This is a genomic window from Pseudomonas sp. GW822-FHT03F04, assembly GCF_058801405.1.
In genome coordinates, this window is record NZ_JBXANF010000009.1 from 249,450 (window position 1) to 271,274 (window position 21,825).

Sequence of the window (21,825 nt, forward strand, 5' to 3'; positions counted from 1 at the left end):
AGGGGGTTGACAGAGGTGTTCTAGGTTGTAGAATAGCGCGCCTCAGACACACGAACGCAGCGATGCGAAAACGGTGTCGAGAAGCTGCAAGTTTCACCGTAGTAAATTGAAATATGTAGTTCCGTGATAGCTCAGTCGGTAGAGCAAATGACTGTTAATCATTGGGTCCCAGGTTCGAGTCCTGGTCACGGAGCCAATTTCAAGCCGGGGTATAGCGCAGTCCGGTAGCGCGCCTGCTTTGGGAGCAGGATGTCAGGAGTTCGAATCCCCTTACCCCGACCATTTTTGGGTCGTTAGCTCAGTTGGTAGAGCAGTTGGCTTTTAACCAATTGGTCGTAGGTTCGAATCCCACACGACCCACCATTTTTGAAACCAGTTAACGCTGGGATCGAATCTTAAGATCAGAGGCCAAAAGCGCTGATCGAAGAAGGCGATCTTTGAAAGGTCGCCTTTTTTTTACCGGGGTATAGCGCAGTCCGGTAGCGCGCCTGCTTTGGGAGCAGGATGTCAGGAGTTCGAATCCCCTTACCCCGACCATATTAAAAATCCTCGTATCGAAAGATACGGGGATTTTTTTTGCCCTCCAGAAATGTTTCATTCAAGTCATCGTACAACTTGCCGATAGCCCGCTAACGAAAAGGGGCTGCCGTCGATCGCCCCTTGAATCCGGCCAATACAAGAAAAAGGGCGTTCGTCATGTTGCTTCGTCAGTTGAATATTGCTCCCCGTGCCGCCCTGGGCTTTGCCCTGATCGCTGTGCTGGTAGCGTTGCTCGGCGTGTTTGCCCTGGGCCAGATGTCGAGCATCCGCGAGAGCGAGGTCGCCGTGGAGAATCAGTGGCTGCCGAGCATTCGTGGCGGTGACGAGATCCGCGAAATCATGCTGCGCATCCGCACTATCTCCCTGCGCATGGCGCTGGATCAGGACCCGAACAACGTCGCCACCTACCGCAGCCAGATGGACACCCGCGACAAGGAGTTGAGCGAGAAAATCGCCGCGTACGACCGACTGGTCACCACCCCGGAAGGCCAGCAGTTATACGATCAGTTCAAGAAAACCTTCGCGGCCTACCGCGCCGGCATCACTCAATCGTTCGCATTGGCCGAGCAAGGCAAGCGTGACGAGCTGACCAAACTGCTGCTGGTCGACATGAAAACCGTGGTCGACGGCTCCGGCAAACAACTTAATGACCTAGCGGAGCTGTTCGCCAAACAGGTCGCCGCAGAAAGCCGTAACTCCGCCGCGCACTACGAAACCTCACGCACCATCGTCAGCCTGTTCATCGCACTGGCGGCATTGGCGACCGTGGCCCTGGCGATGCTGCTGACGCGCAGCATCGTTCGCCCCCTGAGCGCCGCTGTGGATGCTGCGGAGAACGTCGCCAGAGGCGATCTGACGCGGCCGATCGAGACCGATGGCAATGATGAGGTCAGCCGTTTGCTCAAGGCGCTGGCGACCATGCAACAGAACCTGCGTGAAACCCTGCAAGGCATCAACGGTTCGGCCACGCAACTGGCGACCGCCGCCGATGAACTCAATGCCGTCACGCTCGACAGCACCCAGGGCCTGCAACAACAGAACAACGAAATCGAACAGGCCGCCACCGCGGTCAACGAGATGACCACCGCGGTCGAAGAGGTCGCACGCAATGCAGTGTCGACCTCCGACGCGACGCGCCAGTCCAGCGAATCGGCGCATCTGGGGCAAGAGCGGGTCAGTGAAACCGCCAGCGCCATCAACGCGCTGGCCAGTGAGGTGCAACACACCGGCGAGTTGGTGCAATCACTGGCCAATCAATCTCAAGACATCGGCAAGGTGCTGGACGTGATCCGGGCGATCGCCGAGCAGACCAACCTGCTGGCGCTCAATGCCGCCATCGAAGCGGCGCGGGCAGGGGAGAGCGGACGCGGGTTCGCGGTGGTTGCTGACGAGGTCCGCGCGCTGGCCTATCGCACGCAGCAATCGACCCAGGAAATCGAGCAGATGGTGCAAGGCATGCGCAACGGTTCAAGCCTGGCGCTGGAGTCGATGCAGGCCAGTGCCTCGCGTGCGTCCACCACGCTGGTGCTGGCCGAGCGGGCCGGTGAGGCGCTGCAAACCATCACCGCGTCGGTGCATGAGATCCATGAACGCAACCTGGTGATCGCCAGCGCCGCCGAAGAGCAGGCGCAGGTGGCGCGAGAAGTGGATCGCAACCTGGTGAACATTCGTGACCTGTCGGTGCGTTCGGCGGCCGGCGCCGATCAAACCAGCGCTTCCAGTCATGAGCTATCGAAACTGGCCAATGCATTGCAGGGCATGGTGCGGCGCTTCCAGCTGTAATCCCGGCAGACGTAAAAAAGCCGCGCTCCTCGTGAGAGAAAGCGCGGCTTTGTTTTGTCGGGACAGAATGAAAATCAGGCACCGTCCTGGTCTTTCAGGTGTTCGAACAGGCCTTTCGGCATTTTCTTGCCGTTGGCTTCGAAGTTGGCTTTGACGTTGTTGTAAGCCTCTTGCTCGTCGATGAAGCCATCGTGGTTGGTGTCGATCTTGTCGAAGTCGGATTTCGGCGCAACCTTCAGGAACTCGGCGCGTGAGACCTTGCCGTCGCCATCGGTATCGGTCTTGGCCATCGACGCGTCGCCGCATTTGCCTTCACCGCATTTGCCTTCCGGGGTTTTCACCGAGGTTTCAGCCGAGGCAACCATGTAGCCCTGGGCCAGCGGTTGTGCGGCGAACACCGAGCCGGACAGCATCAGGCCGCCAGCCAGTACGGCACCGACCAGGCCAAGGGAGGTTTTGCCAATTTTCGAAGTGCGGGTCATTTCATTCTCCTTCGGTTGCACTGCGCAACCACACGTTAAGGGCGATCAGCCGGAGCAGGTGTGCTCGGGTGTGGCCATTAAGCGGTGGCGGTGTATCGCGTCTGTGTCGATGAGCGGGGGCGTTTGTAAGCGAAGGTGAGGAAAGCGCGGGCAGATACAGTAAAAGACAAAACCCTGTGGGAGCGAGCAGGCCCGCCCCCACAGCGTTTTACATCAGTGCAGCTTCAGACGTGGCTCGGTGCCGCGTCCGATCTTGCTGCCCAGCATCAGCATGGCGGTGCGGAACGGGCCGTACAGCGCCATCTGGTGCATGCGGTACAGCGACACGTAAAACATCCGCGCCAGCCAGCCTTCGAGCATCACACTGCCAGTCAGGTTGCCCATCAAGTTACCCACAGCCGAAAAACGCGACAGCGAAATCAGCGAGCCGTAGTCGGTGTACTTGTACTCCGGCAGGGTCTTGCCTTCGATCCGCAGTTTCAGCGACTTGGCCAGCAGCGACGCCTGTTGGTGCGCAGCCTGGGCCCGTGGCGGAACGTTGCGATCCGAGCCTGGTTGCGGGCAGGCGGCGCAGTCACCGAAGGCGAAAATGTTTTCGTCGCGGGTGGTCTGCAAGGTCGGCAGCACTTGCAGCTGGTTGATGCGGTTGGTTTCCAGGCCATCGATGTCCTTGAGGAAACCTGGTGCGCGGATCCCGGCAGCCCAGACTTTCAGGCTGGCCTTGATCTCGTTGCCATCGGCGGTGATCAGGCCGTCGGCGGTGACCTGGCTGACCGACGCGTTGGTCATCACATTGACCCCGAGTTTTTCCAGGGTCTTGTGCACCGGCCCGCTGATACGTTCCGGCAGGGCTGGCAGCACCCGTGGCCCGGCTTCGATCAGGGTTATGTGCATGTTTTCCGGTTTGATCCGGTCCAGACCGTAGGCCGCCAGCTCATGAGCGGCGTTGTGCAGCTCGGCCGCCAGTTCGACGCCCGTGGCGCCGGCGCCGACGATAGCCACGCTGATCTGCTGGACCACATCGGTTTGCCCGGCGTGAGCACGCAGATAGTGATTGAGCAATTGCTGGTGGAAACGCTCGGCCTGTTTGCGGGTGTCGAGGAACAGGCAGTGCTGCGCTGCGCCCTGGGTACCGAAATCGTTGGTGGTGCTGCCGACCGAGATCACCAGCGAGTCATAAGGCACTTCCCGCGCCGGAACCAGTTCCACGCCGTTTTCGTCGTAGGTGGCGGCGAGCTGAATCTTCTTCTGCTCACGGTCGAGCCCGCTCATGCGCCCCAGCTGGAACTCGAAGTGGTTCCATTTGGCCTGGGCGACATAGTTGAGTTCGTCTTCGGAGGAGTTCAGCGATCCGGCGGCCACTTCGTGCAACAGCGGTTTCCAGATGTGCGTGAGGTTCGCGTCGACCAGCATGATGCTGGCAGTGCCGCGTTTGCCCAGAGTCTTACCCAGACGGGTAGCCAACTCCAGACCGCCGGCGCCGCCGCCGACAATGACAATACGATGGGACATGGGAATAGCTCGCAAGGTTTTTAAAGGAAATCGGTGCGGTTACCCGAGCGAGCGCGATGCAGCTCATAGCGTCAGGTAACTGATAAATCGGCTCAACAGGCCCAGACCAATGGTCACTGCCAGCACCACCACCAGGAGCATCCACGGCCGGAATGGCCGGCGCTCGACACGGTGTTGGGACAACTGCAGGTACTCTTCGACATGCTTCTGGTCATCGGGGTTCAGGCGGCTGGTCATATGAGGCCTCGTCAGGGATAGACGTTGCTGAATGCGCAGACGTTACAGCGGTTTGCCTGCGAGCGTTGAACGGCGCATGTCATCCGGGCGAATGATTGCGCTTTTGTAACATCCGGCCAGTGTTTGCGCCATCCTGCTTAGGGATTACAGGCTGATCCCGACATCGAACACGATGCTGCGACCCAGGTTGCTGCGCAGGAAATCCGGTGCATCGGGGTGGGCGAACAGCACGCGGGCGAACGTCGGCCCGACCAGTGACAGCGAGCGCCAGCCCTGTCGCAAGTATTCGGTGGGCGGTGGAAAGTGGCTGTTGAGGTCGAGCACTTCGCGTTTGAGGCTGGCGAAGGCGATGATGTCCAGCTCCCCCAGATCCATGCCGCGTTCCTTGTAGTTGTGCGCTTTCTTGCGCAAGGTCGGCGCCAGTCTCAGCAGAAACTCATTGGCCGGAATCCGCCGTGGCTTGGCCTCGCGGCGCACCAGTTGGCTCAGGGAAAACGCACTGCGCCGACGTTGCAGCTCATCGCGCCATTCATCGTTGAGGCGGCGGCCTTCGTCGAGGACGAAAAACACCTCGAAGTTGGCATCGCGAAACAACACGTCCGGTGGCTCGCCGGCCGGGGCGAATTCGTCGGCGCGATACGGAATATTCAGGCCTTGCAGCAGGCGCTGGCAGACCCAACGCTCACGCTCCCATTTGCGGGCATTGGACAGGAACGCGTTGGCTTGCTCGGCCGCGATGGTCAGCAGGCGTAAATAATCTGAGTCATCCATAGGCCCAAGCTTAGCGTTCAATTGCGACAAGCAGAAAGCTTTGCATCGGCAGTTTCACCAAGGTGGCGGTGTAGACTTCGACACAGGAGCGCCAATCAAAGGAGTCTGCGGTGCGAATGAAGGTGATGGGATCATGATCGGTGCAGAACTGCTGTCATCGACAAGTCTGACCCTTGGCTGGCTGATCTACCTGCCCGTGCTGCTCTGGGCGATCTGCCGCTCGCCGTGGGTCGAATTGTTCAGCGACAGCCGTCGTCAGCACTTGCTGTTCGGCACCGTGTTCGCGCTGTTTCTGTTGTGGATGGTGCGCAGGGATTTCGACACGGGTGTGTCGTATCACTTCATTGGCATGACCGCAGTGACGTTGCTGCTCGACTGGCCGTTGGCGATTGTGGGCGGGCTGGTGGCGCAGATCGGGCTGGTCCTGCTGGGACGCCAGGATCTGGCAGCGGTCGGGGTCAACGGTGCGTTGCTGATCCTGCTGCCAGTGCTGATCACCGAGGGCGTGGCGATCCTGGTCGAGCGGGCGCAACCGCGTAATCCGTTTGTGTATATCTTTTGCTCTGGCTTCTTCGCGGCGGCCTTGTCGGCGCTGTCATGCCTGGTGCTGAGCCTGACCTTGCTCTGGTACGACGGCCTCTTCGCCATGCCCGAATGGCTGGAAGATTTCATCGGTTACCTGTGGCTGCTGATTTTTCCGGAAGCGTTCATCAACGGTATGGTGATCAGCGCACTGGTGGTGTTCAGCCCGGAATGGCTGGAGACCTTCAACCGCACCCGCTACCTTTCGGCGCCCTGGAAGGACGACGATCCCAAGTCTTGATCCACATCAAATCCACCCCGTGCGCGGCATTTCATGCTCGGCCAAATCCCTTCAGGAGCAGCGGCATGAGTGTTTACGAGTGGGCGAGGCAGGAAACCCGGCAAAGTCTGGAGATGGCGCAGGAGGTAGGCTTCGATCCTGGATTGAGTCTGCGCGCCTTGCTCAGTGCCGTGGTGCAGCAGAGCAAGGCGGTGCGCAACGCCGAAGACCTGGCCGACGAGTTGCGCTTTCTGGCAGAAAACCTCGACGACAATCAGGACTACGGCTTCATGCGGCCCTGATCAGAGGATCAGTGGCGCGGGTCGAAGTCGCCGGAAAACAGTTCGTCCTCGGCATCCGGGGCGACCGGGATCTTGTGTTCTTCCGACGCCCAGGCGCCCAGGTCGATCAGTTTGCAGCGGTCCGAGCAGAACGGCCGGAATTTGTTCTCGGGGGTGAATTCCACCGGGGCGCCGCAGGTCGGGCATTCAACGGTCGGGATCGGGCTCATGACTGGCCTCCAGATAAAGTCAGGTAAAAGTGATGCAGGCGCTCGACCTCGCCGTGCAGCCAGGCGAGGTCGCGGTCGTTGACCACCACATCGTCGGCGCGGCTGACGCGGTCTTCGCGGCTGGATTGAGCCTTGAGGATCGCCTGGACCTGCTGTTCGCTGGTCTGGTCACGCTGCAAGGTGCGTTCGATCTGCAGTTGCTGCGGAGCATCGATCACCAGGATCCGCTGGGTCATCGCGTACTGTCCGGACTCGATCAACAGCGGCGAAACCAGAATCGCGTAAGGCGATTTTGCCAGCGCCAGGTGATGGGCGATTTCCTCGGCGATCAGCGGATGCAACAGCGCTTCGAGCCAGCGGCGTTGCTCCGGTACTTCGAAGATCAGCTTGCGCAACGCTGCGCGATCCAGCGTGCCATCGGCCTGCAGGACATCCGGACCGAAGTGCTCGGCGATTTTTGCCAGCGCCGGGCGCCCCGGCTCAACCACCCAGCGTGCCGCATGATCGGCGTCCACCACATGGATGCCGAGGTCGATGAAGTGCTGGGCGGCTGCGCTTTTTCCGCTGCCGATGCCGCCGGTCAGGCCGAGAATCCAGGGTTTTTCCACAGGGGTATTCATTTCAAACCGACAAACTGCCAATAGAAGTCGGTTATTTGACCACCCCAGAGCAAGGCAATCCAGCCGGCAATTGCCAGATACGGCCCGAAGGGGATTGGCGTCGAGGTTTTCTGGTCGCGCAGCTTGAGCATAATCACCCCGAGCACGGCGCCCACCAGCGAGGACAGCAGGATGGTCAGCGGCAGAATCTGCCAGCCACCCCAGGCCCCGAGCAGCGCCAGCAACTTGAAATCACCGTGACCGATGCCGTCCTTGCCGGTGAGCAGCTTGAACAGCCAGAACACCGACCACAGCGCCATATAACCGGCCACTGCCCCCCACAACGCGTCGTGCAGCGAGACGAACAGGCCGAAGCTGTTGACGATCAATCCCAGCCACAGCAGCGGCAGCACCAGCACGTCGGGCAACAGCTGATGCTCGGTGTCGATCAGACTCATCGCCAGCAAGCCCCAGGTCAGGACGATCATCAGACAGGCCGGCCAGCCAAAACCCAAATGCCAGGCGATGAACGCCGACAGCACGCCGCAGGCCAGTTCGGTCAACGGATAACGCTTGCTGATCGGCGCCGCGCATGACGAGCAGCGGCCGCGCAAAAACAGGTAGCTGAGCAGCGGAATGTTTTCCCACGCACGAATGCGGTGGGCGCAATGCGGGCACTGCGAGTGCGGCAGCATCAGATTGTAGACCGGCAGCGGCGTTTCGACGGGCAGCCCGAGCACGTCGTGGGCCTGCTGGCGCCATTCGCGTTCGAGCATTTTCGGCAGGCGCCAGATCACGACATTGAGGAAGCTTCCGACCACCAGCCCGAGCACCAGAGCGGTGAAGACAAAGGCCAGCGGATAGAGGGCGAAGAGTTCGTCGATGGGCATGTCAGATCGCTGAGCCGAGTTGGAAGATCGGCAGGTACATGGCCACGACCAGCCCGCCGACGATCACCCCGAGTACCACCATGACGAAAGGCTCCATCAGGCTGGTGAGGTTGTCGACCATGTTATCCACTTCTTCCTCGTAGAACCCGGCAACCTTGTCGAGCATATCGTCCAGGGCGCCGGACTCTTCGCCGATGGCGGTCATCTGCACGGCCATGTTCGGAAAGATTCCGGTGGTGCGCATCGAAAAGTTCAGTTGCATGCCGGTGGCCACGTCCTGGCGAATGCGCAGCACCGCACGTTTGAACACCACGTTGCCGGTGGCCCCGGCAACCGAGTCCAGCGCTTCGACCAGCGGCACGCCGGCGGCAAACGTGGTCGACAGGGTTCGGGCGAAACGAGCCACGGCGGACTTGTACATCATGGTGCCCACCAGCGGCAGTTTCAGCAGCCAGGTATCACGCCGGTCACGCAGGGCCTGGGATTTCTTCAGGGCATGGCGGGTGCCGAAAAACGCCGCGACCAGCACGCCGAGAATCGCCCACCACCACTGCTGCATGAACTCCGAGAGGCCGATCACCATCAGGGTGAACGCCGGCAGTTCGGCACCGAACCCGGAAAACACCGACTGGAACTGCGGCACCACTTTCACCAGCAGAATCCCGGTGACGACCGCCGCCACCAGGATCACGGCGGTGGGGTAGGTCATGGCTTTCTTGATCTTGGCCTTGAGGCTTTCGCTTTTTTCCTTGTAGGTCGCTACGCGTTCCAAAAGGGTATCGAGGGCGCCGGATTGCTCGCCGGCATCGACCAGGTTGCAATACAACTCGTCGAAGTATTGCGGTTTCTTGCGCAGGGCCGCAGCGAAGCTGTTACCGGCGGCGACTTCCTGTTTCACCTCGTCCACCAGTTTGCGCATCGCCGGGTTTTCAAAACCTTCGCCGATGATGTCGAACGACTGCAGCAACGGCACGCCGGCCTTCATCATGGTTGCCATCTGCCGGGTGAAGAGGGCGATGTCCAGCGGCTTGATGCGTTTGCCGAAATTCAGCAACGACGCGGATTTCTTGCGCACCTTGCCGGGGTTGATGCCCTGCTTGCGCAACTGTGCCTTGATCAGCGCGGGGTTTTGTCCGCTCAACTCGCCGGTGATCCTGCTGCCTTTCTTGTCCGTGCCTTCCCAGGCATAGACGCTGATTTTCGCTGCCTTGACGGCCATGTTCAGTCCTTGGTGACCCGGTTGATTTCTTCAAGGCTGGTGATGCCTTGCATCGCCTTGATCAGTCCCGAGGTGCGCAGGTCGTTGAAGCCGTCCAGGCGCATCTGGCTGTCGATTTCCAATGAGTTGCCCTCGGCCATGATCAGCCGTTGCAGCTCGGGGGTGTTTTTCACTACTTCATAAATCCCGGTGCGTCCCTTGTAGCCGCCGTTGCATTGATCGCAACCGGCGGGCTCATAGATCGTGAAACTGCCGATGCGTTCCTCGGGGAAGCCTTCCTTGAGCAAGGTTTCGCGGGGAATCTCGATGGGTTTCTTGCAGTGGCTGCAGAGTTTTCGCGCCAGACGCTGGGCGATGATCAGGCTGACCGACGTGGCGATGTTGAAGCCGGGAATGCCCATGTTGTGCAAGCGGGTGAGTGTCTCCGCGGCGCTGTTGGTGTGCAGCGTGGAGAGCACAAGGTGACCGGTCTGCGCTGCCTTGATGGCGATTTCCGCAGTCTCGAGATCGCGGATCTCGCCGACCATGATCACGTCCGGGTCCTGACGCAGGAACGAGCGCAGGGCCTGGGCGAAGTCCAGCCCCTGCTTAGGATTGACGTTGACCTGATTGATGCCTTCCATGTTGATCTCCACCGGGTCTTCGGCAGTGGAGATGTTGATGTCGACGGTATTGAGAATGTTGAGCCCGGTGTACAGCGACACGGTCTTGCCGGAACCGGTGGGACCGGTGACCAGGATCATGCCTTGTGGTTGCTTCAGGGCAGCGAGGTACAGGTCTTTCTGCTCCGGCTCGTAGCCGAGGGCGTCGATGCCTATCTGCGCGCTGGACGGGTCGAGGATCCGGATCACCACTTTCTCGCCCCACAGGGTTGGCAAGGTGTTGACCCGGAAATCGATCGACTTGCTCTTCGACAGGCGCATCTTCAGTCGCCCGTCCTGAGGTTTGCGGCGTTCCGAAATGTCGAGGCTGGCCATGACCTTCAGGCGTGCGGCGATGCGCCCGGCGAGTTGAATCGGCGGCTTGGCCACTTCGCGCAGGATGCCGTCGGTACGGACCCGAACCCGATAGTTTTTCTCGTAGGGTTCGAAGTGCAGGTCGGAGGAGCCGCTTTTGATCGCATCCAGCAGCATCTTGTGGACGAACCTCACCACCGGCGCATCGTCGGCGTCCAGCCCACCGATGGCGTCCTGCTTGCTGTCATCGATGGACTCGACGTCCAGCCCGTCGAGGTCGACATCGGCCATGTCTTCCAGGCCGGAGGCGTGGGTGTCGAAGAACTTCTCGATGGCGTCGGTGAGCTTGTCGTCCTCCACCAGAATCGCTTCGGTGGTCAGCCCGGTGCTGAACTGAATATCGTTGATTGCCTGATGATTGCTCGGGTCGGAAATCCCCACGAACAACTTGTTGCCGCGCCGCCACAGGGGCAGCGCGTGGTGCTGGCGCACCAGTTTTTCGCTGACCAGGCCCTTGGGCTGGGTTTCCTTGTCCAGGCAGTTGAGATCGAGGAACGCCATGCCGAAATGCTCCGAGGCGATCTCGGCAACCTGCGAACTCTTCACCAGTTTGTTCTGTACCAGATAGCTGACCAGCGACAGGCGATTGCGCTGGGCCTGCTGCCAGGCTTGCTGGGCGCTTTTTTCCGTGAGCAGTTCGGCCTGTACCAATTGCTTGGCCAGACCGCTCAGAGCGATGTCATTCATGGGAATCCCGGATGCAGACAGTTCATGACTTATAGCCTAGTCAAGTGACAGCGCCAAACGGCCTCGGTGCAGGTGACAAAAAGTGTCAGATAGTGCGGTTACAGGTTGTAGGAAACACCGCGATAGCGTGATCGCGCCCAGACTGCGCGGGTACGGGCGCCTTGGCACGGGCTGTGCTGAGTCCTGTTCAGATCATGAGATTCCGACTCATGCATGGAGCGTGTCTATGAAGAAACAACAAGGTTTCACTCTGATCGAGCTGCTGATCGTCGTGGCGATCATCGGCATCCTGGCCACCATCGCGTTGCCGCAATACACCAAGTACCAGGCACGGTCGAAGGTGACGGCAGGGCTGGCGGAAATCAGCGCCCTCAAAGTGCCGTTCGAGGACACCATTAATCAAGGTACCGACCCGACCCTGTTACTGGTGGCCGGTAACGCGGCAGCCACCACCTCCAACTGCACGTTGGCGGCGTCGGGCACGGCTTCGACAGGGGCCGGCACGATCACCTGCACGCTGGTGAACGCACCAGGCCCGGTACTGGGCAAGACCATCACGCTCTCCCGCACGGGTGCTGCTACCGGCAACACCGCCGGTGTCTGGAGTTGCGCCTCCACGGTCAACCCGGACTACGCGCCTAAAGGTTGCCCGGGCAGCGGTGCCTGACCGGCGAGCCAGGCGTCATGAAATGCCCCGCTTTGCGGGGCATTTTCTTTTGCCCGGCACTTCACAAAAGCTTCAATCATTTCAGCGTGTTAGGAACTTTTCCAAAAGCCGCAACTTGCATGCAGATAATTCGAACGTCATGCAATTTGCATGATTCCGAAAATGTTCATGATTTATAACTTATTGATTTATAAAGAATTATTGTCTTTTGAAAACTTGGCACAGCGTTCGCAATATCTCCAGTAACCCTGCTGACAAGACACGCAGCAGACTTTCCAGAAAAACAGGAGTTACTCGTATGAAGAAGTTCGCTATCACTGCCGCTGCTGCTACCGCGCTGACCCTGACCATGGCCACCGGCGCATTCGCACAATCCACCCAGGCAACCCAGGCGCCAATGACCCTGGCCGCCGGTGAAATGACCAAGGCGAAAGAGGCCACTTCCGACACCTGGATCACCACTAAAGTCAAAAGCGACCTGGTCACCGAAAAAGGCATTCCAGGCACTGATATCAAAGTAGAAACCAACAAAGGCGTCGTTTCCCTGTCTTCGACCGTTGCCATCACCGAAGCTCAGAAAACCACCGCCGTGGCCATCGCCAAGAAAATCAAAGGCGTGAAAGCGGTCTCCGCTGACGGCCTGAAAGCCGAGTAAGGCAAGACTTCTCGCCTGGACCGGGAGAAGACGCGACAGGCGGGCCGAGTCATACGTCTGCCGCACTTTAGAGTTCATGCGAACGGCCACAGGGAGTGGCCATTACAGGCCCCGGCATTCGTGTCGGGGCCTGTTCTATTTCAGGGACGGGAAAACCAATGGGGAGGTCAGTTACCGCGTTTGCTGTTGATCTGCCGCAGGCGATTGCCTTCAAAGCGCAGGTATTGGTACATGCCGTTGCTCGGGCCGTAGGTCCATTCCTCGACCTGAAACTCTTCCCGGCGATTGGCGCTGCGCTTGTAGCCCAGCACGTCACGGCTGACCGGTTCACCGCACTTTTGCAGCACCTCGCTGGAACGGTCACCAAGGCTGACCAACTGACTGCCGCAGCGCAGCGTATCGGACGCCGAGGCCTGGCTGGCGATGAGCGCCAGCACTATTGCCGCCAGCCATTGGCTGTTCATCACTCGGCGTCCAGATGCATTTGCGTCACCACGCGGCCGTCGCTTTCCGCTTCGCCGAGATTGGCGTCGATGAAGTACACGCGGTCGTCGGCCAGTTGGCCTTTGTCCACCAGGTAATCCTTGATGCTGCTGGCACGGTCCTGACCCAGTTGGCGCAGCAGCACATCGCTGGAGCTCCAGAACTTGATCACGTCCGCACGCATTTTCGCGGTGCGCTCTTCCTTGCCCAGATCTTTCCATTCAGCCGGCGGCTGGGTTTTCAGACGAGTGCGGTAGATGCCTTCGAGCAGCGGGCCTTTTTCGTTATCCGGGACCTGGATCAGTGATGCTTGGGCCGGCACCTTGTCGCCTCGGCGCTGGAGCATCTTGTAGTAGTTGTACTGGTATTCACGTTCCAGACGCTGTTCGGCAATCAGCGGGCCGTCGCTGCTCTGGGCGGCGGTGCCTTCGATTTCCAGGCGCAGGGCCGGACGTTCCTTCAAGGCCTGGGACAGTTTGACCAGCGCGGCTTCGGCGTCCTTGTTCAGTTCGCTGGAACCCGGTGCGAATGACACGGTGCCGAGGTCTTCGGAACCGCCCCCGTTGATCAGCCCGCCAATCATCTTGAACGGTGCGGCGGCGGCTTTGACGACCAGATTGCGCAGGGTCTGCCAGATAATCGGCATCACGCTGAATTGCGGGTTATTGAGGTCGCCGGTGACAGGCAGCTCGATGGAAATCTTCCCGTCCACGTCCTTGAGCAACGCAATCGCCAGTTTCAGCGGCAGGCTCACGGCATCCGGGCTGTCGACTTTCTCACCCAGTTGCAGTTGCTCGACCACCACTTTGTTCTCGGCCTTGAGCTGGCCCTTGGTGATCAGGTAGTGCAGGTCGAGATTGAGCCGGCCCTTGCGGATCCGGTAACCGGCGAACTTGCCGGAGTAGGGCGTCAGGGTGGTCAGTTCGACCCGTTTGAAGCTGGTGGCGATGTCGAGACTGGCCATCGGATCGAACGGGTTGACGGCGCCCTTGATGGTCACCGGCGCATAGCGGTCGACCTTGCCTTTGACGTCGACGCTGGCGGGTTTCGCCTGACGGCTGTCGATGGTGCCGATCTGGCCGTTGAGCTGCTGGACTGCGGTGGCGAAATTCGGGGTCAGGCTGAAGTCGGCGAAGTTGGCCGAGCCGTCATTGATCGCGATACCGCCGATATGAATGCCCAGCGGTTTCGAGTTGCCGGCTGGTTTGGCCGCTGCCGTTTTCGCCCCGGAATCGGCAGGTTGCGGAATCAGCAAGTCGTCGATGTTGGTGGTGCGGTCATCGTTGATCATGAACCGCACATAGGGCTGGAACAGGTTGATCCTGTCGATCGACAGGTTGTCGCCGTGCTGATAGTTCAGGCCTTCGACCACCACTTGCTGCCACTTGAGGAAGTCGCGGGTCTTCAGGGTGTCGAGGGTGTGCAACTGATCGACCTGGGCGCGACCGGTGACACTGAGTGCCAGAGGTGTGACGCTTTTCAGATTCACTTTCAGATCGCTGCCGAGCATGCCGCTGCGCAGTTCCAGGCGAATGAACGGGTTGATGTAGGACTGGGCGACGCGAAGGTCGATGTCCTGCGTCTTCACGTTGAGTTGGGCCGTGACCGGTGCCAGATTGACCACGCCGTCGGCGCTGATCTTGCCTTGCTTGCCCAGGCCGGTGTCCAGTTTGACGTTGAAGGGCGAGCCGTTGAGGCTGTCGAAATTCTGCAGGTCGAGGTTCAGCGGCGTGACATCCAGCGTGACTTCCGGCTTCGCCGAGCGGTCGGCCAGATGCACTTTGTAGTCACGCAGTTGCACGTCCTTGAGCAGCACCTGCCACGGTTTGCCCGGTGCGGCCGGTTCCGGTTTCGGTGAGTCGGCAGCCGCCGGCGTGCTTTTCGGTTCCGCCGCCGCCTTGGCGGCCGGTTTCGACGGCTGACTGGCGAACAGTTTCTGCCAGTCCAGTTGCCCGTCCGCCTCAAGGGCGGCCCAGGTTTCGAGTTTCTGGCTGCGGATCTTGCCGACCACCACTTGCTGTTTGGCCAGGTCCACCGTGGTTTCGCTGACGTCGAGGCGGTCGAGTTTCGCCAGCGGGCGCCCGTCCGGGGCCTTGATCGCAAACGGCGCAACACTGACCGAGACGTTGCTCAACAGCAATTCGGTTTCCTTGGACAGGTTGAGCTTGTAGTCGGTGCTCAGGCTGACCACGCCGTTTTCCAGCACCAATGGCACGGCGTCGCGCACGTAGGGCCAGAAGGCTTTCATCTGGCCATCGGTGACTTTGAGCGTGCCTTCGGAGGCGATCGGGATCAGGCTGAAGTTGCCTTTCCAGTCGATCTGTCCACCGGCCGGGCCGATGGCGACCAGGGTCATGTCGGCGTTGTCGTCGGGCAGGGTGCTGAGGTTGTTCAGTTCGAAATCGAGCTTGTCGTAGAGGAACTCGATCGGTTCGCTCGGGCGTGCATCCTCGAAATGCACGTTGCCGCCGGCCAGTTTGATCCGGTCGATGCGCAGCGGAAACGGTTTGGCATTCGGATCGGCCGGCGTCGGTTCACTGGCCGGCAACTTGAACAGACCCAACAGATTGAGTTTGCCGTCCTGGGCGAACAGGACTTCGGTCTTGGGTTTGTCCAGTTCGATGTCGGACAGGTGCAGCGCTTTTGTCCACAGGCTGTCGAGTTGCAGGTTGGCGTACAGGCGTTCGAAACCGACCTGTTCCTTGCCTGGCTCGCCGATGACCAGGCCCCAAAGCGTAACTTCGAGGCTGAACGGATTGAGTTCGATACGCTGAATGTGCGCAGGCACCGTCGCGTAGTTGGCCAGTTGCTGGTTGGCGACCCGGAGCGCAATGCCCGGCAAAATCAGAAACCCCAGCAGGCTGTAGAGGGCCAGAGCGGTCAACAAGGCGCCAATCGCGCGAATCAATCCTTTGGGCATGTGCGGCTTCATCTGTCTGAATCGGAGTGCCTTGGAGTATGGCACGCGATTCCGGTTCCGAAGTAATAGCCTGTGATCAGGATTGTTCAGATTTTTCTGTGGGAAATTTCCTGCGCGACTTTAGAGCCAGAAAATCAGAGCTGAAGAATCAGGGTCTTCAGCGGCGGTTGTTGATCCAGCGAAGGGAAGTCGGCACCCGGCGTCATCACACTCCATTCGCGTACCGGGCGCCCGGCTTTCTCGGCGCAGCGCAGCACCTGTTCGCGCCAGTCGTCCATGCTGACTTTCGCCAGGTTGTTGCAGCAGATCAGCACGCCATTGTCGGCAGTGGTCAGCAAGGCTGGCTTGAGCAGGCTTTGATAATCACGCAGCAGATCGACCGTGCCGAACGCACTTTTGGCCCACGCGGGAGGGTCGAGCAGCACCAGATCGTATTGGCGCTGTTCGAGGCGCTGATAGCTCGGCAGTTTCTGCCCGCGACGCTGACTGATCGGCAGACCGGCCAACTGGCGGATCGCCGGGAAGTAGTCGGACTGGATGAACTCCATGGTCGGCAGTTGCGGATTGAGCAAGCCGTTCTCGCGCCCGACCGCCAGATTGCCCTCGGCGAAGTCCAGGTTGCATACCTCGCGGGCACCGCCGGCGGCCGCACTGAGACCGACGCCACAGGTGTAGGCGAACAGGTTGAGCACGCTTTTGCCCTTGGCGTGATCCTTGACCCAGCCGCGGGTGTTGCGCAGGTCGAGGAACAGCAGCGGATCCTGTCCGGCGTGGCGCCCGCGCACACGGTAGTTCAGGCCCCATTCGTGGCCGACCAGATCAACCAGCGCTGCATCTTCGGCGCGGTAGACGCTGTCTTCACGATCGATGCGTGAGTTGCCACGGGAGCGGTCGTTGTAAACCAGCAAGGTTTGCAATCCCAGCGTTTCATTCACCGTGGCGTGCAGTTGCAGCAGGTCGGCGAGTTCCAGCGTCTGGTGGAAGCTCTGCACCATCAGTTGCGGGCCGTAGCGGTCGATAGTCAGGCCGCCGGCGCCTTCCTGGCTGCCGTGGAACAGGCGATAGCAGTCGGTGCCCTGGCGGTGCAGCTCGGCGAGCAGATCCTGGCGTTGATCGAGGGCGGCGCGCAGCGCCTGATTCAGGGAAGACATGCTTGCGCCTTGCTGGAGGGAATCGGGGCGCGGGAGTTTAGCAGTTACTGAGCTTCAGCTCAGCCCCATCCGCCGCTGGGCCCGCTGAACCGATCCATTGCGCATCGCCCAGCGCAGCATTGGCGCGCTGCGTTTGACGCTGGCGCGGATCAACTGGCGTTGCAGCGGGTTCTGGCGGGCATCCAGCATGTCGCTGGCCCAGTCCGGCAGCAGGTCGATGCCGGCCTTCATCATCAGGTTGCCAAACGGCCGCGCCAGAACGCTGGGTGCCGGGGCATCGAGCAACAGGCGCAGGACTTCGCGGCTGCGCTCGTCACACAGCAACTGCGGACGCATGCGCTGCAGGTAATCGGCCACGGCCTGGCGCGACTTCGGCACATCCCGGGCACCCAGTCGTTCAGCGACCACGGCGATCTCCGCGTAGTAACGATCCTGATCGGCCGGCGACAACTGCGGGTTGCGGTAACGCAAATGAGCGGCGAGAAAGTTGCTGACTTCGGCCACGTGCACCCAGGTCAGCAGATCCGGATCGCTGGCCGCATAGGGCCGGCCATCCGGCGCGGTGCCGACGACTTGCAGGTGAATGGTGCGGACTTTTTCGATCAGCCATTCGGCGTCCCGTTTCGAGCCGAACGTAGTGCCGGAGACAAACTGGCTGGTACGGCGCAAGCGGCCGAGCATGTCCTGGCGAAAGTTCGAGTGGTCCCAGACGCCGGCCAGTGCCAGCGGGTGCAAGGCTTGCAGCAACAAGGCACTGATGCCGCCGATCAACATGCTGCTGAAGTCGCCGTGCACTTGCCAACTGATCGAGTCCGGGCCGAACAGGCCGGGATCGCCCTTGGGGTTTTCCAGATCGAGCTGGCCGAGGGACAGACCGGTCAGGCTCATGAGTTGGTTTTCGATACGGCTGCGGATGAATTCCATGGCAACTCAGTGATGAAGGGCGGCGCGGCCGGTTGACCGCGCCCATGATTCTACTGGTTAAGGCGCTTGTCGATCAGCCCCTGCACCACGCTCGGGTCGGCCAGGGTCGAGGTGTCGCCGAGGCTGTCGAGTTCGTTGCAGGCAATCTTGCGCAGGATCCGCCGCATGATCTTGCCCGAACGGGTTTTCGGCAGGGCCGGGGCCCACTGGATCAGGTCCGGTTTGGCGAAACTGCCGATCTCCTTGCTGACGTGGGCCAGCAGTTCCTTTTTCAGTTCGTCGTTGGGTTCGGCACCGTTCATGGGCGTGACGAAGGCATAGATGCCCTGGCCTTTGACGTCATGGGGATAACCGACCACGGCGGCCTCGGCAATGCTGTCGTGCAGCACCAGCGCGCTCTCGACCTCGGCGGTGCCGATGCGGTGGCCGGAGACATTGATCACGTCGTCGATGCGCCCGGTGATCCAGTAGTCGCCGTCCTCGTCGCGGCGGGCGCCGTCGCCGGTGAAGTAGTAGCCGGGGTAGGGCTTGAAGTAGGTGTCGACCATGCGCTGCGGATCACCGTAGACGCTGCGGATCTGCGCCGGCCAGCTCGACTTGATCGCTAGCACGCCGCTGCCGGCGCCTTTGATTTCCTTGCCATGCTCGTCAAGCAGCACCGGTTGCACGCCGAACATCGGTTGGGTGGCGCAGCCCGGTTTTATCCGTTGGGCGCTGACCAGCGGGCTGAGCATGATGCCGCCGGTTTCGGTCTGCCACCAGGTATCGACTATCGGGCAGCGCTGTTCGCCTACGACGTTGAAATACCATTCCCACGCTTCCGGGTTGATCGGCTCACCGACGCTGCCGAGCAATCTGAGGCTCTGTCGCGACGTTTCCTGCAAGGGACCTGCTCCTTCGCGCATCAGTGCGCGCAGGGCAGTGGGGGCGGTGTAGAAGATGTTGACCTTGTGTTTGTCGATCACCTGCCAGAACCGCGACGTGCTTGGGTAGCTTGGTACGCCTTCGAAGATCAGCGTCGTCGCGCCGTTGGCCAGCGGGCCATAGACGATGTAACTGTGGCCGGTGACCCAGCCGACGTCGGCGGTACACCAGAACACTTCGCCGTCGCGGTAGTCGAGCACGTACTTGAAGGTCATCGCCGCTTGCAGCAGGTAACCGCCGGTGGTGTGCAGCACGCCTTTGGGTTTGCCGGTGCTGCCGGAGGTGTAGAGGATGAACAGCGGATCTTCGGCGTCCATCGGTTCCGGAGGGCAATCGTCGCTGACGTCACGCACGGCCTGGTGATACCAGAGGTCGCGGCCTTCGACCCAGTCAATCTTGTTCTGGGTGCGCTCGACTACTACGACGGTGCTGACGTCCGGGCAACTCTGCAGGGCCTTGTCGACATTCTGTTTCAGCGGCACGAACTTGCCACCGCGCACGCCCTCGTCGGCGGTGATCACGGTGCGGCAGTCGGCGTCGAGAATGCGGTCGCGCAACGAGTCCGGGGAGAAACCGCCAAACACCACCGAGTGAATCGCGCCGATCCGCGTGCAGGCGAGCATGGCGTAGGCCGCTTCGGGGATCATCGGCATGTAGATGCACACTCGATCGCCTTTCTTCACGCCACGGCTTTTCAGCACGTTGGCCAGGCGGCAGACGTGGTGATGGAGTTTGTTGTAGGTGATTTGCGTCGATTCGGCAGGGTCGTCGCCTTCCCAGAGAATGGCGATCTGATCGCCGCGCTTTTCCAGGTGACGGTCGATGCAGTTGTAGCTGACGTTCAGTTTCGCCCCGGCAAACCAGGAAGCCTCGCCGGTCTTCAGGTCATAGCGCTGGACGGTCTGCCACGGCGTGCTCCAGTCGAGGAAGCGCGTGGCCTGTTCGGCCCAGAAGGTGCTGGGGTGTTCAATGGATTCGCGGTACAGGCGATGGTAGTCGTCCTGACTCAACTGGGCAGCCCGGCGGACGGCATCGGCTTTGGGGAACGTGCTGATATCGAACATGACGGTTCCTTATTCTTGTTATGCGACAAGGATAAAGATGCGCCGAGAGCGGGGAGGGTTCAAGACCCGTAAACAAACACCCCCTCATGGCGAGGGGGTGTGTTCAGTGCAGGATCAGCCGCGGTGACGGCCGCGGAAGTAGTTGATCAGGCCCTGGGTGGAAGCATCTTCGGCGGCCGTTTCTTCGCTGCCGACCAGGCGGTTGTAGACGCCCTTGCCCAGTTCCTTGCCCAGTTCCACGCCCCACTGGTCGAAGGCGTTGATGCCCCAGACCACGCTTTGCACGAAGACTTTGTGTTCGTACATCGCCACCAGTGCGCCGAGACGACGCGGGCTGATGCGCTCGACCACGATGGTGTTGCTCGGACGGTTGCCCGGGATCACCTTGTGCGGTGCCAGTTTGTGCACTTCGGCTTCGCTCATGCCCTTGTCGCGCAGTTCGGCTTCGGCTTCCGGCAGGGTCTTGCCGAGCATCAGTGCCTGACTCTGGGACAGGCAGTTGGCGTACAGCCACTGATGGTGGTCGGACACCGGGTTGAAGCTGACGATCGGCACGATGAAGTCGGCCGGGATCAGTTGGGTGCCTTGGTGCAGCAACTGGTGGTAAGCATGCTGACCGTTGCAACCTACGCCACCCCAGATCACCGGACCGGTATCGGTCGACACCGGGGTGCCGTCCTGACGCACGCTCTTGCCGTTGGATTCCATGTCCAGCTGTTGCAAGTGCTTGGTGATGTTACGCAGGTAGTGGTCGTACGGCAGGATCGCGTGACTCTGCGCGCCCCAGAAGTTGCCGTACCACACGCCGAGCAGGGCCAGCAGCACCGGCATGTTCTGTTCGAACGGCGCGCTCTGGAAATGCTGGTCCATGGTGTAGGCACCGGACAGCAGTTCCTTGAAGTTGGACATGCCGATGGCCAGGGCAATCGGCAGGCCGATGGCCGACCACAGCGAGTAACGACCGCCGACCCAGTCCCACATCGGGAAGATGTTCTCTTCACGGATACCGAAGGCCACAGCTGCCGCGTTGTTGCTCGATACGGCGATGAAGTGACGATACAGCTCGGCTTCCGAACCGCCCTGAGCCAGGTACCAGGCACGCGCGGCCTGGGCGTTTTTCAGGGTTTCGAGGGTGTTGAACGACTTCGACGAAACGATGAACAGCGTGGTCTCAGCGCGCAGTTTTTGCGTCAGCTCGTGGAATTCGCTGCCGTCGATGTTTGCCAGGTAATGGCAACGCACGCCTTTCTGGGCGTAGGACAGCAGGGCTTCGGAGACCAGCTCAGGGCCGAGGAAGGAACCACCGATGCCGATGTTCACCACGTCAGTGATCGGCTTCTCGGTGTAACCGCGCCACAGACCGTCGTGGATACGGCCCACGAGATCGGTGATCTGGTTCAGCACCTTGTGTACTTCAGGCATCACGTTGACGCCGTTGACCGACAGCTTGTCGCCGACCGGGCGACGCAGGGCGGTGTGCAGCGCCGGGCGGCCTTCGGAGGAGTTGACGATTTCGCCGTCGAACAGCGCCTTGATCGCGCCCTTGAGATCGACTTCATTGGCCAGGCCCACCAGCAGGTTGCGGGTCTCGGCGTTGATCAGATTCTTCGAATAGTCGAGAAACAGTCCGCAGCTGCTGAGGGTGAACTGATTGAAGCGCTGCGGATCGGCGTTGAAGGCTTCGCGCATGCTGAAATCCTGCATGGCTTGGCGGTGGTCTTTCAACGCTTGCCAGGCAGGCAGAGCGGTAACGTCATGAGGAGTGCGGTAGTACGCCATCGCTGCGGTTTTCCTTTTTACTTGAACGGCCTTTTGAACACTGAAAAGACCTCCCCGCCATGTTTGGGCGAGGGGGCAACTGCGTCGACACGATTACACGGGCGCAGGGCGAATACAGTAAACCTAGCGCTGCGATCTGTCTTGGCTTCTTCTGACCTGTTACCTGTACTTTTTTAACATCGATAACAGCAGACGCCGACAGACGGCGGG

Annotated in this window: 20 protein-coding genes and 4 tRNA genes; 9 read left to right on the forward strand and 15 right to left on the reverse strand. The window is 60.5% G+C overall.

Annotated elements, in window-relative coordinates:
• The first annotated feature begins 120 nt into the window (after nucleotides 1–120).
• From AC1RMX_RS22175 to AC1RMX_RS22195, 5 genes are all read left to right on the forward strand, one after another.
• Nucleotides 121–196, forward strand: a tRNA-Asn gene (locus tag AC1RMX_RS22175).
• A 9-nt stretch (nucleotides 197–205) separates the two neighbouring features.
• Nucleotides 206–282: transfer RNA gene (locus tag AC1RMX_RS22180), tRNA-Pro, on the forward strand.
• A gap of 5 nt (nucleotides 283–287) precedes the next feature.
• Nucleotides 288–363: transfer RNA gene (locus AC1RMX_RS22185), tRNA-Lys, on the forward strand.
• Nucleotides 364–460: 97 nt separating this feature from the next.
• Nucleotides 461–537, forward strand: a tRNA-Pro gene (locus AC1RMX_RS22190).
• Nucleotides 538–696: 159 nt separating this feature from the next.
• Nucleotides 697–2,322 (forward strand): methyl-accepting chemotaxis protein, encoded by a 1,626-nt coding sequence (locus AC1RMX_RS22195; protein ID WP_493073025.1) that lies wholly within the window; start codon nucleotides 697–699, stop codon nucleotides 2,320–2,322.
• A 74-nt stretch (nucleotides 2,323–2,396) separates the two neighbouring features.
• Here AC1RMX_RS22195 and AC1RMX_RS22200 read toward each other — a convergent pair whose 3' ends face one another.
• The 4 genes from AC1RMX_RS22200 to AC1RMX_RS22215 all read right to left on the reverse strand — a co-directional run bounded on the left by AC1RMX_RS22200 (nucleotide 2,397) and on the right by AC1RMX_RS22215 (nucleotide 5,324).
• Nucleotides 2,397–2,804: an HvfA family oxazolone/thioamide-modified RiPP metallophore gene (locus tag AC1RMX_RS22200; RefSeq protein ID WP_096820884.1), complete on the reverse strand. Its 408-nt coding sequence runs from the start codon at nucleotides 2,802–2,804 to the stop codon at nucleotides 2,397–2,399.
• Between the two features lie 213 nt (nucleotides 2,805–3,017).
• Nucleotides 3,018–4,316: an NAD(P)/FAD-dependent oxidoreductase gene (locus AC1RMX_RS22205; protein WP_493073026.1), complete on the reverse strand. Its 1,299-nt coding sequence runs from the start codon at nucleotides 4,314–4,316 to the stop codon at nucleotides 3,018–3,020.
• 63 nt (nucleotides 4,317–4,379) lie between these two features.
• A complete protein-coding gene (locus AC1RMX_RS22210) occupies nucleotides 4,380–4,553 on the reverse strand; it encodes a DUF3094 domain-containing protein (protein ID WP_096820886.1) in 174 nt (57 codons plus the stop codon).
• A 144-nt stretch (nucleotides 4,554–4,697) separates the two neighbouring features.
• Nucleotides 4,698–5,324, reverse strand: a complete 627-nt coding sequence (locus AC1RMX_RS22215) for a DUF1780 domain-containing protein (protein WP_003228301.1) — start codon at nucleotides 5,322–5,324, stop codon at nucleotides 4,698–4,700.
• Nucleotides 5,325–5,457: 133 nt separating this feature from the next.
• Here AC1RMX_RS22215 and AC1RMX_RS22220 point away from each other — a divergent pair, with 133 nt between their 5' ends.
• Nucleotides 5,458–6,147, forward strand: coding sequence for an energy-coupling factor ABC transporter permease (locus AC1RMX_RS22220; protein WP_096820887.1), 690 nt, complete (start codon nucleotides 5,458–5,460; stop codon nucleotides 6,145–6,147).
• 65 nt (nucleotides 6,148–6,212) lie between these two features.
• Nucleotides 6,213–6,428 carry a hypothetical protein gene (locus AC1RMX_RS22225; RefSeq protein WP_096820888.1) on the forward strand — a complete coding sequence of 72 codons (216 nt, stop codon included), beginning with the start codon at nucleotides 6,213–6,215 and terminating at the stop codon, nucleotides 6,426–6,428.
• An 8-nt stretch (nucleotides 6,429–6,436) separates the two neighbouring features.
• Here the strand turns inward: AC1RMX_RS22225 and yacG are convergent, their stop codons facing one another.
• From yacG to pilB, 5 genes are read right to left on the reverse strand one after another with little or no spacing between them, the layout of a single operon-like run.
• The gene (yacG, locus tag AC1RMX_RS22230) at nucleotides 6,437–6,637 is read right to left on the reverse strand and encodes a DNA gyrase inhibitor YacG (RefSeq protein WP_096820889.1); all 201 of its coding nucleotides are present in this window, start codon (nucleotides 6,635–6,637) and stop codon (nucleotides 6,437–6,439) included.
• Nucleotides 6,634–7,257 carry a dephospho-CoA kinase gene (gene coaE, locus AC1RMX_RS22235; protein ID WP_096820890.1) on the reverse strand — a complete coding sequence of 208 codons (624 nt, stop codon included), beginning with the start codon at nucleotides 7,255–7,257 and terminating at the stop codon, nucleotides 6,634–6,636. The genes yacG and coaE overlap by 4 nt, the downstream gene beginning before the upstream one ends.
• Complete coding sequence (locus AC1RMX_RS22240; protein ID WP_273539013.1) at nucleotides 7,254–8,126, reverse strand: prepilin peptidase; 873 nt, start codon at nucleotides 8,124–8,126, stop codon at nucleotides 7,254–7,256. The genes coaE and AC1RMX_RS22240 overlap by 4 nt, the downstream gene beginning before the upstream one ends.
• Nucleotide 8,127: 1 nt before the next feature.
• The gene (locus AC1RMX_RS22245) at nucleotides 8,128–9,345 is read right to left on the reverse strand and encodes a type II secretion system F family protein (protein WP_493073027.1); all 1,218 of its coding nucleotides are present in this window, start codon (nucleotides 9,343–9,345) and stop codon (nucleotides 8,128–8,130) included.
• Nucleotides 9,346–9,347: 2 nt separating this feature from the next.
• Nucleotides 9,348–11,048 carry a type IV-A pilus assembly ATPase PilB gene (pilB, locus tag AC1RMX_RS22250; protein ID WP_096820893.1) on the reverse strand — a complete coding sequence of 567 codons (1,701 nt, stop codon included), beginning with the start codon at nucleotides 11,046–11,048 and terminating at the stop codon, nucleotides 9,348–9,350.
• A 226-nt stretch (nucleotides 11,049–11,274) separates the two neighbouring features.
• On the opposite strand from pilB, the gene AC1RMX_RS22255 reads away from it, so the two are divergent.
• Together AC1RMX_RS22255 and AC1RMX_RS22260 are read left to right on the forward strand one after the other, a co-directional pair.
• Nucleotides 11,275–11,715, forward strand: coding sequence for a pilin (locus tag AC1RMX_RS22255; RefSeq protein ID WP_096820894.1), 441 nt, complete (start codon nucleotides 11,275–11,277; stop codon nucleotides 11,713–11,715).
• A 298-nt stretch (nucleotides 11,716–12,013) separates the two neighbouring features.
• Nucleotides 12,014–12,370, forward strand: a complete 357-nt coding sequence (locus AC1RMX_RS22260) for a BON domain-containing protein (protein WP_096820895.1) — start codon at nucleotides 12,014–12,016, stop codon at nucleotides 12,368–12,370.
• A gap of 167 nt (nucleotides 12,371–12,537) precedes the next feature.
• On the opposite strand, the gene AC1RMX_RS22265 is transcribed toward AC1RMX_RS22260, so the two are convergent.
• The 6 genes from AC1RMX_RS22265 to pgi all read right to left on the reverse strand — a co-directional run bounded on the left by AC1RMX_RS22265 (nucleotide 12,538) and on the right by pgi (nucleotide 21,615).
• On the reverse strand, nucleotides 12,538–12,834 hold the full coding sequence (locus AC1RMX_RS22265; RefSeq protein WP_493073028.1) for a DUF2845 domain-containing protein: 297 nt from the start codon (nucleotides 12,832–12,834) through the stop codon (nucleotides 12,538–12,540).
• Nucleotides 12,834–15,785, reverse strand: a complete 2,952-nt coding sequence (locus AC1RMX_RS22270; protein ID WP_102621086.1) for a DUF748 domain-containing protein — start codon at nucleotides 15,783–15,785, stop codon at nucleotides 12,834–12,836. Before AC1RMX_RS22270 ends, AC1RMX_RS22265 begins: the two co-directional genes overlap by 1 nt.
• A gap of 122 nt (nucleotides 15,786–15,907) precedes the next feature.
• Nucleotides 15,908–16,924, reverse strand: a complete 1,017-nt coding sequence (locus tag AC1RMX_RS22275) for a class I SAM-dependent rRNA methyltransferase (protein WP_493073030.1) — start codon at nucleotides 16,922–16,924, stop codon at nucleotides 15,908–15,910.
• 54 nt (nucleotides 16,925–16,978) lie between these two features.
• Nucleotides 16,979–17,848 carry an oxygenase MpaB family protein gene (locus tag AC1RMX_RS22280; protein ID WP_493073031.1) on the reverse strand — a complete coding sequence of 290 codons (870 nt, stop codon included), beginning with the start codon at nucleotides 17,846–17,848 and terminating at the stop codon, nucleotides 16,979–16,981.
• Between the two features lie 50 nt (nucleotides 17,849–17,898).
• Complete coding sequence (gene acs, locus AC1RMX_RS22285) at nucleotides 17,899–19,836, reverse strand: acetate--CoA ligase (RefSeq protein WP_493073032.1); 1,938 nt, start codon at nucleotides 19,834–19,836, stop codon at nucleotides 17,899–17,901.
• 114 nt (nucleotides 19,837–19,950) lie between these two features.
• On the reverse strand, nucleotides 19,951–21,615 hold the full coding sequence (pgi, locus tag AC1RMX_RS22290; RefSeq protein ID WP_192559014.1) for a glucose-6-phosphate isomerase: 1,665 nt from the start codon (nucleotides 21,613–21,615) through the stop codon (nucleotides 19,951–19,953).
• Nucleotides 21,616–21,825: the final 210 nt, after the last annotated feature.